Below are 12,771 nucleotides of genomic sequence, written 5' to 3'. Positions count from 1 at the left end.
GGCGCTTGGCGCTCAGCGCTTGGCGCTCAACGCGAACAGATCGTCATGGCTTGCGCGAACGCATCTTGCTGCGCCGGGTTCTGGAAGAAGGCTTCGAGACTCGTGTGCTCTTCGTTTGCGATCTGTTCCAGGCATAGCCGCGTATTGGCGCGCGTGCTGTCCGGCGCGTAAATGATTGCGACGACGACTATTACCATGGCGACCAGCCAGATCGTCGCACCCAACGCCCAGCGCAAACCGTTTTCCGTTATCCACGACGGCGACTGCGTGCGCCTATGCGTCGTTGTACTGTGTGCCGCGCTGCTTTTCATTCGGCCTTCCTTTTTGATTAGCAAGACAACCATCTGGAATAAAAAACCCTTCAAGACAGGGCTTTTCGTACGTCGTGCATACCTGACACCGTCGTTTCGAACAACTCCCGCCCGATCTTCGAGCGCAAGGTTCTGGCAATCTGCGCACTGGCTTCGGTGATGGGCTTGTCGAGCGCCTTGCCTGCCTGCGTGGGATAAACGCCCCACTCGCGAGCGTCGGCTTCCCCCTGCCGACGCTCGACGAGTTCCTTGTCGCACAGGTTGTCGATCAGCCTCGTTGCAGTGGGCCGCGCTATGCCCAACAGGCTGGCCACCTCGCTGCTGAGCGAGCCCGGCGAGGCCAGCACCACGCGCAACACAAAACCCTGCGCCGGTGTCAGCCCAAACGGTGCGTAGGCAATGGTCCACTCACGCTCGGTAAGCCGGGCGAGTGCCGAAGAGTTGAAGTAAAGGCAGTGATCGAACATGAATACATTAGATCGTAAATTGGTTAGCAAGACAATCACAATTTCATTCCTGCAGTCGCCTGAATGCTCCGCGCATTCCTCTTGACCCTCACGTAGCGTAAGGTTCTAACCTTCATCGTGGACCCTGACTGGAGGCTCGAATGCGGTTGAAAGTGGGCGAACTTGCCAAACGCAGCGGACTCACCGTCCGCACGCTGCACCACTACGACGCAATTGGCCTGCTGAGGCCGTCGGCACGCGCCGACAACGGCTATCGGCTGTACGACCGTCACGACGTTGCCCGGCTCCATCAGATCCAGGCACTACGTCGTTTTGGACTCGCGCTCGCCGAGATTCAGACCTATCTGGCTCAACCCGAGACCCCGCTGGCGACCATTGTGGCGCGTCAGATCGCCATGCTCGACAGTCAGATTCAACAGGCGGCGCGTTTGCGCGAACGTCTTGCGGATCTGCACGGCATGCTGATCGACGGCGAGGAACCGGAGTTGACCGACTGGCTTACCACGTTGGAGATGATGACCATGTACGACAAGTATTTTTCCACCGACGAACTCGCCCGCCTGCCGATGTACCGCAATACGCAGGCGCCCGATCCCGAATGGACCGCACTGGTTGCCGAGGTTCGCACGTTGATGGACAGCGGCGTGCCGCCCGAAAGCGAAGCCGCGCGAACGCTGTCGACGCGCTGGATGACGATGCTGGTGCGCGACACGGGCGGCGACCCGCGCCTCGTCGCGAAGCTGAATCAGATGCACGACAGCGAGCCGTCGATGCAGGCGCACATCGGCATTTCGATCCAGTTACGCGACTACGTGCTGCTCGCGTTCAGTGAAACGAAGATGCTGGTCTACGAAAAGTATCTGACGCCCAGCGAGATTCGCTTCATGCGAGCCAACTACGGCAAGCGTGCAATGGAATGGCCGCAGCTAATGGCCGACGTGCGCGATGCGATGGACGCGGGTGCCACACCGGAATCGCCACAAGGGCGCGAGCTTGCCCGACGTTGGCTCGAACTGTTCCGGAGCTATGCGGGCGACGATCCCGAGACGCATTCGAGGCTGCGTCACGCGCTTCAAACCGAGCCCGAGTTGATGCTGGGTTCATGGACGGATGAATCGATGCTCGCATTCATGCGCGCGGCGATGAATGCCGGCGTGCAGTCGCGGTAACGCCCGTAACGAACGTCGCGAGCCGGCGGTTAGCCGTCCCGTAGTCCGCCTACTGATGGCCGCCAAGCTGCAACGCGGCCTTGCGAACCGCCGCCGCGATCTCCTCGCCCACAGCAGGATCCTTCACCGCGCGCGACAGCGTCACCCCGCCGACCAGCAAAGCCAGCAACGCCGTGGCCTCCTCGCGCCGCGCCTTCGGTTTGCCTTCGAGCGCTTTCGCCACCGATTCGACAATCGCCGCGAATTCCGTCTCGAACGCCTGGCGCGTGTCGTCGTCGGCGCGCGCCACTTCGCCCGACAGACTCTGCAGCGCGCAACTGTCCGCGAGATCGCAAGTGCGCCGGTCGCCCAGGTAAAAATCAATGAACCATTCGCGCCAGCGGTCGCCCATTTCTTCGCGCGTACGGTCGATAGCGTGTCGCAAATCGCCGAGCCCAATCACGACAGCTTCCTGAAAGGCCGCCGCTTTCGACTTGAAATGCGCGTAGAACGCCCCCGATGTGACGGCCGCGTCTTTCGCCAGACCATCTACGCCTGAACCGCCAAAGCCGCGGCTGCGAAACCCGCGGCCCGCGCTGTCGAGAATCCGCGCCTTACTTTCTTCTTTCCGGCCAGCCCGATGTGCCATGTCAACGCTCTCCACATAACGATCGCTATTTTGTGCTTGACGACATCACGATCGTTATGAAACTATCGCGACATCACGACCGTTATATAACGAGCGTGACGCCTGTGCAATAGCTCTGCCTTGACTCACTCATTCAATCCAGGAGTTTGCAGCCATGCCTATTTCAGTTCATGTCACCCAGGGTCTTCTCACCCAGCAAGGAGAACGTGACGTACTTCCGTTGGTCGCCGACGCGCTGCTGCGCGCTCACGGCCTGATCGATAACCGCTTCATGGCGCCGAACGTGATCGGCCATCTGATCGTGAGCGAGGAGTCGAAGACGTATGTGGGCGGCAAGTCCCAGTCGCTGGCGGTCGTGGAGGTGAAGGTGCCGTCGGCCACGTTCCCGAACGACGAGGTCAAGCAGGCGTTCGTCAGCGCGGTGACCGATATCGTCGATCGGCACAAGGCGGGCTCGCATCCGCGCGAACGCACGTATGTGAACGTGACATATGCGGTGGATGGCGCGTGGGGGATCGGCGGCAAGGCCTATTCCAACGCTGAATTGGGCGAGGCGATTCAACGCGGCGCCCACTGAAAAAATGAAACGATAGCCGTGTGATGCGGATACGATGCAGCGCTGTCATTTCAGCGCTGCATCGTTGAACTCGTTTACGGTCACGCCGAAACGCTTGTGCTGCCCGATGCTCGTACGCTGTCGGTCGAATCGCTATCTTCGTCCATGCGCAGTAGTCGCCCCGCATTCGCGATCACGATGAACGTGCCGAGGTTATGCAACAGCGCGATCCACACGGCGCCCAACGTGCCCGTCGCCGCGAGCACGATCACCGCGACGGTCCACGCCAAACCGATCGCCGCGTTGATCGTCGCGGTATGCAAACAGCGGCGCCCGAGCCGCACGCAGGTCGCAATGCGACGCAGGTCGTCGCCCAACAGAACCACGTCGGCCGAGGCCACCGCGATGTCGATCCCATGCTCGCCCATTGCCACGCTCGTCGGGCCGGCCTTGATCGCGAGCACGTCGTTCAGGCCATCGCCGACCACCAGCGGGTGATAGCCCTGCGCCATTTCCCGCACCACGTAGTCGAGTTTGTCGTGCGGCAAAGCTTCGGCGACAACGATCTCGATACCGGTTTGCGCCGCCAGTTTGTGAGCGACGGCCGCGCGGTCGCCGGTCAGCAGCGTCTGACGCGTCAGCCCGAGCGCGCGCAAATCTTCGAGCGCATGTTTCGCTTCCGCACGCAGCGCGTCCGCAAAACCGAACCAAGCGAGTAGACGGCCGTTCAGTGCGAGGCCGACGCACGGGCCGTCGATTTCCCGAGGCGGCGCCGGCAAATCCCGCACGTATTCCGAGAGCAGGCCGTGGCGACCCAGCACGGCGACGCCGTCGACGGTATCGGCCACCACGCCGAGCCCACGCAATTCGCGCGCATGGTCCAGCGGCGTTGCGTCGACGCCGACATCGCCGCGCCCCGCCTGCGTCGTATAGCGAACCAGCGCACGGCTCACCGGATGCGCGCTGCTGCCGCCCAGCCGCGCCGCCAGTTCGTGTACCTGGGCCGTGTCGACGCCCTCTTGCAGCAACACCCGCTCGACGCGCAACTCCCCGTAAGTCAGCGTGCCGGTCTTGTCGATCACGAGCGAATCGATCTGCGCGAACTTGTCGAGAAACGCGGCGCTCCTGAACAGAATGCCGTGCCGCGCGCCGACCGCGATGCCGGCGATGGCCGTCGACGGCGCGGCGAGCACCAGCGCGCACGGACATGCCGCGACGATCACCGCCAGCATCGCCGATGCATTCGCCGACGTGAACCACACGATCGCCGCGATCAGCAACACGAGGCACAGATAGCCGCCCATGTAGCGTTCGAGCAACTGCGTGATCGGCGGCTTGGCCTGCTCGGCTCGCTGCATCAGTTCGATGATCTTGCCGAGCGTCGACTGCTTGCCCGCGTGCAGCACTTCGATTCGCAGCGGCCCGTCGAGATTCATCGCACCGCCGAACACCGTCGCGCCCGTATCGACATCGAGCGGCACCGACTCGCCGGTGATCGCCGCATTGTCGACGCTCGATTGGCCATGCAGCACCACGCCGTCGGCGGGGATACGCTCGCCGGCCGCGACTTCGATCCGGTCGCCGGCGTGCAGCGCTTCATACGGCACCTCGTCGAGCGAGCCGTCCGCGCCGACACGCCGCACCTTGCCCGAGGTCAAGCGGCCGAGTGCCCGGATCGCTTCCTGCGAGCCGAGCACACTGCGTTCTTCGAGCGCGTGGCCGAAGGTCATCACGATCGGCAGCAACGCCGCGGTGGCCATGTCGCCGACAGCCCAGGCCGCCAGCATCGCGAGGGCGATCAGGCGGTCGGTCACGCCATGCAGACTCGGCGACTTGAGGCTGTACCACGCGCCCGCGAACACCGGGCCGGCGACGATCAGCGACGCCAGTCCCGCGAGCACCTGAGACAGCGCTTCGTCCGCGGGGGCGAACGCGTGCCAGGCGGTCGACAGTATCAGCAGTCCGCCGGCCAGCAGCGCCAAGGCGATTTGCCGCGTGACCGTGCGTTGCTCGGCGGCCGAGAGTGGAATGGGTTGGGCGGGCGTTGGGCGATGTGGGGCGTGTGCGCCATGTGGCGCGACGTGATCCGAGTGCGTATGCTCTGTGTGCGCATGCCCCTCATGAGCCTCATGGTCATGCTCACGCTCACGCCCTTTCCCACCTCTCACAGGTCCGATATTCGCGCTCATCTCGCGTTCCCCGGCAAAATCAGACTGGACGTGTTGTGCGGATCGACCGTGGTCACGCTAGCCGCCTTCGCGAGAATCGACTGCACGCGATCCCGGTACACGCGCGCCAGCAGACCCGGATCACTATTGCTGCGCAGCGGCTCTTCCAGTTGCTGAATGGTCAAGGTTTTCGCCCGCGCCGTGGCCACCCGTTCGACCGCGCTCGCCTGCGCGTTCTGCACGATCCGGTCGGCGTCCTGCTCCGAATCCTGGCGGATCTTCTCGGCGGCAGTGCGTGCTTCGGCCATGCTGCGCTCGGCCACTTGCAACGACGTCAGCACCGAATTGAACGCGCCGACCGCCGCGGCCGGAAACGCCGCCTCGACGTCGACACGCGCCACTTCGACACCGAGCCCCGCGTGCTGCGCATCGAGCTGCCGCAGACGCCGCTCCACCTCCTGCGCGAGATCGCCGCGCAGGCGTTCGCGCTTCACGGCGAGTTGCTGATCGGCCGACAACAACTCCGGCCGCGCAACCAGAATCGCATCCAGATTCCGCTTCGCCACGACGGCGGCGGCGGAAGCCGACACGATCCGTTCGAGCGCGGCGTCGAGCCGGTCTTTTTGCAATACGTAGGCGTAAGCGTCGACCACGCGGTAGTACAGCGTGGCCCGCAACTGCAAGACGCCGTTGTCGCCGGTGAGCAGATAGCCCGAGCCGGCGAGCGCGTCGGACAACAGCGTGACGGGCGCCGGCGCATCTTCGGGAGCGACGTTCTGGTCCGACACGGCGGGGATGCCGCCGGGCGGCACATCCGTCGGACCGGCCGCGCCGCCATCCGCATCGGGCAAGCCTGGCGACAGGGACGAAGCGTCCGGCGAACGCGCATCCGCATCGCGCGCGCGTGGATCGCGTTCGAGCGATTGAATGCGCTGCTCCAGCACCCGTGCGCTGCCCGGCACCAGCAAGGTCGTTTCGAACGGACGCGGCCACGCGATCAGCAAACCCGCGTCCTGGGTGCGCACAAACGCGCCGAAGCGCAAGACGACCGCGCGGCTGTCCGGCGGAATCCGCTGGATGTTCGAACTCGCCCACGCGCACGCGGCCAGCACCGCCACGGCCGCGACGAACCAGAACGACAGGCGAACCGCCTGTGCGCCGGGTCCGAGCGGCGGCAAGCCGGCGTCGGTGCTCATCGCGAGGTCCTGGATTTTTTCGCCGACGGCGCGGCCGCCTGACTCGCGCCACCTTGGTCCTGTGGCCCCTGCACCAGCGCCTGGAACGGCGCGGCATCGGTGCGTAAAATCAGGTTCGTGTTGGCGCTGACCACGGTGTCGAGCGTGTCGAGCGAGCGCAGCATCGTGTAAAGCCGTGGATTGCCTGCATACGTGGCACCATAAATCGCGGCGGCGTCCTGGCGCGATTGCGCTTCGATCTGCGCGGCCTTCACGTTGGCATCGGCCACCGCGAGACGAGCGTCGCGGTCCGCATCCGAACGGATCTGCGCGGCCTCGCGATTGCCGTCCGCGGTGCGCTGCGCGGCGACCGTTTCGCGCTCCGCGCTCATCCTGCTCACCGTGGCCGCCAGTGTCACAGCGGGCAGCGTCAGCCGCTCCAGGCCCACTTGCACGACATGTACGCCGTAGGCCGAATAGAGCTGTGCGTCGATCTGCGTGCGCAATGCGTCTTCAAACGCGGCAACGCGAACCCGCGACGGATCGGTATTGACCAGCGAGGCCAGATCGAAACCCGCCGACGTGGTCTGCAACGACGAGCCCAGCAATGAACGAATCTGCTGCGCCGCCTCGTCGGGCCGGTTGCCGACGGCGCGCACAAAACGGCGCACGTCGTTCGGATCGGCAGCGACGCGCCACGCCACATAGGCCTGCACGATGATTCGCAAGCCGTCGCGCGTGCCGACGTCCTGCAAGCCGCTCGATGTCGTATGCAGGCGCAGGTCGACCGGCACCGCCGCTTCGATCGGTGCCGGCAAACGCCACGCGAGTCCGGGTTCGAGCAGCACACGCACCGGCTGCCCGAATCGCGTGACGACCGACGCCTCGCCCGCCCGCACGGAAATGAAGCTCGCCACCGCGATCGCGATCGCGACGCACAGCAACGCGAGCAGCACGCGCAGATAGAACGGACCACCCCGTTTGCTCTGCGCATCATCCGGATCGCCGTGGTGATGATGATGGTGATGGTGCCCGTGACCATCGGCATGCGAATGCAACACACTCATGAAATCACCTTGAAAAACAGCCTCGCCGGCATGGAGCGCACGCCTCAGTTACCGCGTGGAAGGCCGGCGACATCGCCGGCCGTGAAAGTGCGCAGATCGAGCGTCGCGCGATGATCGGCGACCAGCCGGTCGTCGATCACGGTAATGCGCGCGTTCTGCAATCCCTGTTGCAATTTGGCGAGGTAGTACTCGAACGCGAACGCCGGACCAGCCAGACGATAAGCAACGGCTTCCGCCGAGAAATTGGTTTGCTGCACGCGCGCCGCCGCCAGCGTGTCGCCCGCCCGCGCGCTCGCTTTCGCGACCTGGGTCAGCGCTTGCTGCTGCGCGGTGCCGAGCACCTGCGCGGCAAATCCGTGAGCCTGCGCCACGCTGGCCTGCGCGCGAATCTGCGCAGCCTGCACGTCGTGATAGGCCACGGCCGCGCCCGCCGGCGGATGAACACTCTCGATCACGACCGCGACCACGTCGATGCCGCTGCCGAGCCGGTCGAGTTGCGATTGAACGGCGTTGCGCACCGTTTCCGCCATCACGGTCTGGCGGGTTTCGAGCAGCGACGCCAGCGTATGCGACGCGAGGTAATGCATCACCTCGCGATTGGCGATCGAGCGCACGGTGCTCTCCGGATCGACCGAGCGATACAGCGCAGCGCGCGCGGCCGCGTCGCTCAAGCCGATGCGGTAATCGAGCCGCACGTCGGCATTGACAATCTGGAAGCTCTGCTGATCGCCGCTCGAACCGGCGATCACCTGACTCGTCTCCCACGGATGCTGAGCGTCCCAGAGACGGTTCAACTGCTCGGGGGTGGGTCCGTCGGCGGCCGCGGCGGGCGCCGCGACGCTGCTGTCGTCCGCACCGCCGGACACGATCAGTTGATGCACGGCGCCGTTGTCGACCACCCGTGTCTTGCCGAACGGCCAGGGCAAGCCGGCATGCAAACCCGGCGACCAGACCTCGACCGGCGCGCCGAACCGCTCGTACACCGCGCGCTGGGCCGGGTCCAACACGACGACCGATGTCAGTAGCCACGCGCAAACCGCCATGATCGCGATCGTGGCGGGCAGCAGGCGCATGAAGCTGCGCAGCACCCAGTTCTGCCGCAGATCGATGCCGTAGCGGTCATGCAATTCCGCGCCGAGCGAGGCCAGCGGCGAGCGGCGAAAACGCAATAGCCCGGCCAGCAGACTCGACGGAACCTGCGTCGCGCGGTCGGCCGCACGCGGCATGAAAAGCCACAGCACCAGCATGCGCAATGCCATCTCGACGGCAATCGCCGCGCACAGCACGGCGGCCGCCTGTACGACCAGATCGAGCGCCCTGTGCGCATAGATGAACCATGCCGCCGACAACGCCGCCGCGAGCGCGCACAGCAGCAACACGCGCAACATGCCAGCCAGCGACGCCGCACGCGAGGCGCCCGAGCGCTCGGCGGCATGCGCGTAAAACCGTTCGGCGACGAGGGTAAGAAACGCGAGCGTCAGCGCCGCCGCGCCGCCGGCGATCACGAGCGACGGCGTGACCATGGCGTGAACCAGCATGGCCGGGTCGAAGGGTTTGAATGCCGTCAGCGCGAACGCCACGGCCAGGCAGCACGCCGCCACCACGCACCAGGGTTGCCAGCGAAGCCGGCGCAACATACCGGCGAAAGAAGGCGTGTCGGCGTCGTGCCAGACGAATCGCCGGAGATACGTTATGGCGCGCTTCCAGGCCGGTCCTTCGACAGGCGCCGCCGCTCGGCGCGACGGCGGCAGCCGCCAGATCGCAACGACGACTACGTTGACAAAGGCGCTCGCCAGCACGGCACACCAGCGCGGATCGACCGGCAAGCGTTTCGTCAGGCTCAACGCGCCGAGCACGGTTGCGAATGCCGCGGCGGCCCAGCCGAGCAGCGCGACGTCGTTACGTTCGGCCAGCCGCGCACGCATGTCGGTTTCCTCGCGTCCAGCCTGATCCGACATCTGCAATCCTTACCAATGAGTTACAAACCGGATGACGTACCGCCTCTCCGAACCAGACCGCTCTGTACCGCGAGCCGCAATTTAACGTGCCGGTACAGGAAACTCAAGGATGGTCGGCTAGCGGTGTGCAGCGTTCGATCGACTCCGGCGTCAGCCCGAGATGGTCCCGCAAACCCACCCAGCCTTCCTGCGTGATCTGCACGGCCCGAGATGTACCGGCACGCCTCAACCAGCCCTTGGCGCACAACAGATCGAGAAATCCCACCCCGAGCGGACCGGCCAGATGATGCTGGCGTTCCGACCAGTCGAGACACTGACGCGCAATGCCGTGCCGGCCGGGTTTCACCGTGGCGATATCGAGCCCCAGCTTGCCGAACCATGCGTTGCCGGCCGGTGTGACCTCGAACCGTTTTTCGTCGGCAGCGGCAAGAAAACCGTGCTGCATCAGATGCTGCGTGATCGCCACGCCGGCCTGTCCCGCCAGATGATCATAGCAACAGCGTGCAAACCGCAACTTGCCTGCTTCGCGGCCGAGCGATTTACGACGCACAACCCGTTGCGTGCCAATCGACGCAAGGCTTTCGAGGGCCACGGCAACGTGCGGATTCGCGAGCCGGTAGTAACGGTGACGCCCCTGTTTTTCAACGGCGACGAGGCCGCCGTCGAGCAACTTGGCCAGATGGCTGCTGGCCGTCTGCGCGGTGACGCCGGCCGCGTAGGCGAGTTCGCCGGCGGGCAGCGCGCGGCCGTCGACCAATGCCATCAGCATCGCGGCGCGCGCGGCGTCGGCAATCAGAAAAGCGGTGGCCGATAAATTGGGCTGGGCATGCATGACGGTCTCCGGGTTGTCGGATCGAGCATAGCGCGACGACATGGTCGCACGTTTCGATCCGTATCGAAGCATTCGTCCCGACAATAATTGGGATCTCGTGTATGAACGCCAAGCACGACATCACTTCGGTTTTTCCGAACTATCACTTCGAAATTATCAGGTTTGTTCGATTTGTCGCATCACGCAGACTGAGGTTCATCACCACAGCGGACATCGTCCACGACAGGAACCCGATCATGCGAACCTATCCCCGTAACAGCCCTCAGGCCGCCGCCCGTATCGTCGCGCTCGCCCTCACCGCCGACGGCCACGTCTGCAGTTCGGAGGAACGCGCCCTCGACAGGCTGGACATTGCTGGTCAACTCGGCCTCGCCCCGGCGCAATTCGCGCAGATCGTGCAGGCCATGTGCGAAGACCACTCCGGCGCGCAGACGTCGTTGGCGCCCACGGTCGGCCCGCTCGACGAGCCCATGCTCACCAAGCTGATCGCCGAAATCGACGACCCCACGCTGCGCGCCAAGGTGATCCGCCTGTGTATCGCCGTCACGATCGCCGACAACCACCTGGCGGATGGCGAAATCGCCTTGCTAGCGGCCATTCTCAACGCGTGGGGGCCGCAACCCAACCCGCTGCTAAGCCGGCACGGCGCGCTGCTGCGCGCGCCGCGCGCTTACGAACGCACGGCGGCCAGGACCTGAGAGGCGAGCACATGATGTTGCCCGCGCCGCGAGCGGATCGCGTGGATCTCTTCGACCACGCCTTCCGCGCGGCCGAGCCAGCGCACACCGCGCAGCAGCGTCAGGTCTTCCGCGCCCAGTTCCGCGAGCGGGAACACGCCGAGCCCGCGCGCCGCGAACACCGCCATCAGCGCGCTGTCCTCGAACTCGCCGACGACGCGCGGCCGGATGCCCGCCGCCTCGAACCAGCGGTCGAGCCGCGCGCGCAACGCCGCATGCCGTGTGGGCAAAAGCACGGGCACCTCCGCCAGACACTGCGGAAAGCCCGCGCGCGTGGCCTTGCGAACAATGTCCGCGGGACCGTACCAATCGACCGGCGAGCCGACCAGACGATGACTGAACACCCGCAAGTCGGTGTCATGCGGCGCGGGCTGGCACGCCAGCACGAGATCGAGCCGATGTAGCGCGAGTTCGGACAGCAGTTGCGAATGCTCGCCCTCGTGACAGAGCAGCCTGAGCGACGGCGTGCCCAGCACCGGCGCGAGAAGCGCGTGCGCCGCGAGCTTGGAGATACCGTCGGAGAGACCGACCGCAAGCCGCGCCACGCCCTCGCCGGCGGGTTCGCGCATCTCGTCGAGCAGCGCTTCGCCGAGCTGAAAGATCTGCTCGGCGCGATTGAAGGCCGTTTCGCCGGCCTCGGTCATCGTGACGCCGCGCCCAGCCGGTTTCAGCAGCTGCCGGCCAATCGATTTTTCCAGCTCGCGCACCTGCGCGCTGATGGTCTGGACGGCCATGTCGAGATGTTCGGCCGCACGCGCGAAGCCGCCCTCCTTCACGACGATCCAGAAATAGTAGAGATGACGGTAATTGAGCATGTCGGAAACACTTCGTAAAAACCGATGTATCGATCAGCTTATCACTGATTTATCCGAACCTCGTTAACAACGAAGATAGCTCTACCGCAACGTTTGACGCCTCCATTTTCTGACGACTCCCATGGACACCCTGCTCGTACTCCTCGCCGATCCCGCCGCATGGGCCGCGCTCCTCACGCTGGTCGTGATGGAAATCGTGCTCGGCATCGACAACCTGATCTTCATCTCGATCCTCAGCAACAAGCTGCCCTTGGCGCAACGCGCCCGCACGCAGCGGATCGGCATCATGCTCGCGCTCGTGTTGCGACTCGCCCTGCTCGGCACGGTGGCGTGGATCGCGCAATTGACCGCACCCGCATTCGCGCTGTTCGGCCATGCGTTCTCGTGGCGCGATCTGATTCTGCTTGCCGGCGGCCTGTTCCTGGTCTGGAAGGCGACCGGTGAAATCCGGCACCACGTCACGCATAAGGACGAAGTCAGCGGCAAAGCGAGTTCGACAATCCAGTTGACCGCGGCAGCCGCGATCGGCCAGATCCTCGTGCTCGACATCGTGTTTTCGGTGGACAGCATCATCACCGCGGTCGGGATGACGGAACACATGCCGATCATGTTTATCGCGGTGATCGCCGCCGTCATGGTGATGTTGTTCGCTGCTCAACCGTTGTCACGCTTTATCGAGCGTAATCCGACCATCGTGATGCTGGCGCTCAGCTTCCTGCTCGTGATCGGTATGACGCTGATCGCCGAGGGTTTCGGCTCCCACGTGCCGAAGGCTTACATCTACGTGGCGATGGCGTTCTCCGCATTCGTCGAAGGCATGAACATGATGGTGCGGCGGGCGAAATCGAGGCCGGGCGTTAGCAGCGGCGAATGATCGACGGCACCTGT

Annotated in this window: 13 protein-coding genes; 4 read left to right on the top strand and 9 right to left on the bottom strand. The window is 64.8% G+C overall.

Annotation, left to right across the window (positions count from 1 at the left end):
• Positions 1-26 precede the first annotated feature (26 nt).
• Together BX591_RS12670 and BX591_RS12665 are read right to left on the bottom strand one after the other, a co-directional pair.
• A complete protein-coding gene (locus BX591_RS12670; RefSeq protein WP_111931770.1) occupies positions 27-311 on the bottom strand; it encodes a hypothetical protein in 285 nt (94 codons plus the stop codon).
• A gap of 50 nt (positions 312-361) precedes the next feature.
• Positions 362-778, bottom strand: coding sequence for a MarR family winged helix-turn-helix transcriptional regulator (locus tag BX591_RS12665; RefSeq protein ID WP_111931769.1), 417 nt, complete (start codon positions 776-778; stop codon positions 362-364).
• Between the two features lie 140 nt (positions 779-918).
• Between BX591_RS12665 and BX591_RS12660 the strand changes: the two genes are divergently transcribed.
• A complete protein-coding gene (locus tag BX591_RS12660) occupies positions 919-1,947 on the top strand; it encodes a MerR family transcriptional regulator (protein WP_167444547.1) in 1,029 nt (342 codons plus the stop codon).
• A 49-nt stretch (positions 1,948-1,996) separates the two neighbouring features.
• Here the strand turns inward: BX591_RS12660 and BX591_RS12655 are convergent, their stop codons facing one another.
• Entirely contained in the window at positions 1,997-2,575 is a 579-nt protein-coding gene (locus BX591_RS12655) for a TetR/AcrR family transcriptional regulator (protein ID WP_111931767.1), read from the bottom strand.
• A 154-nt stretch (positions 2,576-2,729) separates the two neighbouring features.
• Between BX591_RS12655 and BX591_RS12650 the strand changes: the two genes are divergently transcribed.
• Positions 2,730-3,152: a tautomerase family protein gene (locus tag BX591_RS12650; RefSeq protein WP_134964241.1), complete on the top strand. Its 423-nt coding sequence runs from the start codon at positions 2,730-2,732 to the stop codon at positions 3,150-3,152.
• A gap of 80 nt (positions 3,153-3,232) precedes the next feature.
• On the opposite strand, the gene BX591_RS12645 is transcribed toward BX591_RS12650, so the two are convergent.
• From BX591_RS12645 to BX591_RS12625, 5 genes are all read right to left on the bottom strand, one after another.
• Complete coding sequence (locus BX591_RS12645) at positions 3,233-5,113, bottom strand: heavy metal translocating P-type ATPase (protein WP_244146992.1); 1,881 nt, start codon at positions 5,111-5,113, stop codon at positions 3,233-3,235.
• A gap of 203 nt (positions 5,114-5,316) precedes the next feature.
• Positions 5,317-6,495 carry an SPFH domain-containing protein gene (locus BX591_RS12640; protein ID WP_111931764.1) on the bottom strand — a complete coding sequence of 393 codons (1,179 nt, stop codon included), beginning with the start codon at positions 6,493-6,495 and terminating at the stop codon, positions 5,317-5,319.
• Positions 6,492-7,541: a protease modulator HflC gene (hflC, locus tag BX591_RS12635; protein WP_111931763.1), complete on the bottom strand. Its 1,050-nt coding sequence runs from the start codon at positions 7,539-7,541 to the stop codon at positions 6,492-6,494. The genes BX591_RS12640 and hflC overlap by 4 nt, the downstream gene beginning before the upstream one ends.
• Before the next feature lie 44 nt (positions 7,542-7,585).
• Positions 7,586-9,499, bottom strand: coding sequence for a protease modulator HflK (hflK, locus tag BX591_RS12630; RefSeq protein WP_244146991.1), 1,914 nt, complete (start codon positions 9,497-9,499; stop codon positions 7,586-7,588).
• Between the two features lie 103 nt (positions 9,500-9,602).
• The gene (locus tag BX591_RS12625) at positions 9,603-10,331 is read right to left on the bottom strand and encodes an ArsR/SmtB family transcription factor (RefSeq protein WP_111931762.1); all 729 of its coding nucleotides are present in this window, start codon (positions 10,329-10,331) and stop codon (positions 9,603-9,605) included.
• 101 nt (positions 10,332-10,432) lie between these two features.
• On the opposite strand from BX591_RS12625, the gene BX591_RS12620 reads away from it, so the two are divergent.
• Positions 10,433-11,029, top strand: a complete 597-nt coding sequence (locus BX591_RS12620; RefSeq protein ID WP_244146990.1) for a tellurite resistance TerB family protein — start codon at positions 10,433-10,435, stop codon at positions 11,027-11,029.
• Here the strand turns inward: BX591_RS12620 and BX591_RS12615 are convergent.
• On the bottom strand, positions 11,002-11,883 hold the full coding sequence (locus BX591_RS12615) for a LysR family transcriptional regulator (RefSeq protein WP_111931761.1): 882 nt from the start codon (positions 11,881-11,883) through the stop codon (positions 11,002-11,004). The two genes, BX591_RS12620 and BX591_RS12615, sit on opposite strands and share 28 nt — an antisense overlap.
• Positions 11,884-12,004: 121 nt before the next feature.
• On the opposite strand from BX591_RS12615, the gene BX591_RS12610 reads away from it, so the two are divergent.
• Complete coding sequence (locus tag BX591_RS12610; RefSeq protein WP_111931760.1) at positions 12,005-12,757, top strand: TerC family protein; 753 nt, start codon at positions 12,005-12,007, stop codon at positions 12,755-12,757.
• Positions 12,758-12,771: the final 14 nt, after the last annotated feature.

This window comes from Paraburkholderia bryophila (assembly GCF_003269035.1).
Lineage (GTDB): Bacteria > Pseudomonadota > Gammaproteobacteria > Burkholderiales > Burkholderiaceae > Paraburkholderia > Paraburkholderia bryophila.
The sequence above is the reverse complement of the archived record's forward strand: the minus strand, read 5'-3'. Positions and strand labels throughout refer to the sequence as shown.

Coding starts and splice junctions, on each gene's coding strand:
- hflC (WP_111931763.1), bottom strand. CDS start 7,541: ATGAGTGTGTTGCATTCGCATGCCGATGGTCACGGGCACCATCACCAT.
- BX591_RS12610 (WP_111931760.1), top strand. CDS start 12,005: ATGGACACCCTGCTCGTACTCCTCGCCGATCCCGCCGCATGGGCCGCG.
- BX591_RS12670 (WP_111931770.1), bottom strand. CDS start 311: ATGAAAAGCAGCGCGGCACACAGTACAACGACGCATAGGCGCACGCAG.
- BX591_RS12660 (WP_167444547.1), top strand. CDS start 919: ATGCGGTTGAAAGTGGGCGAACTTGCCAAACGCAGCGGACTCACCGTC.
- BX591_RS12615 (WP_111931761.1), bottom strand. CDS start 11,883: ATGCTCAATTACCGTCATCTCTACTATTTCTGGATCGTCGTGAAGGAG.
- BX591_RS12650 (WP_134964241.1), top strand. CDS start 2,730: ATGCCTATTTCAGTTCATGTCACCCAGGGTCTTCTCACCCAGCAAGGA.
- BX591_RS12620 (WP_244146990.1), top strand. CDS start 10,433: ATGAACGCCAAGCACGACATCACTTCGGTTTTTCCGAACTATCACTTC.
- BX591_RS12640 (WP_111931764.1), bottom strand. CDS start 6,495: ATGAGCACCGACGCCGGCTTGCCGCCGCTCGGACCCGGCGCACAGGCG.
- BX591_RS12655 (WP_111931767.1), bottom strand. CDS start 2,575: ATGGCACATCGGGCTGGCCGGAAAGAAGAAAGTAAGGCGCGGATTCTC.
- hflK (WP_244146991.1), bottom strand. CDS start 9,499: ATGTCGGATCAGGCTGGACGCGAGGAAACCGACATGCGTGCGCGGCTG.
- BX591_RS12625 (WP_111931762.1), bottom strand. CDS start 10,331: ATGCATGCCCAGCCCAATTTATCGGCCACCGCTTTTCTGATTGCCGAC.
- BX591_RS12665 (WP_111931769.1), bottom strand. CDS start 778: ATGTTCGATCACTGCCTTTACTTCAACTCTTCGGCACTCGCCCGGCTT.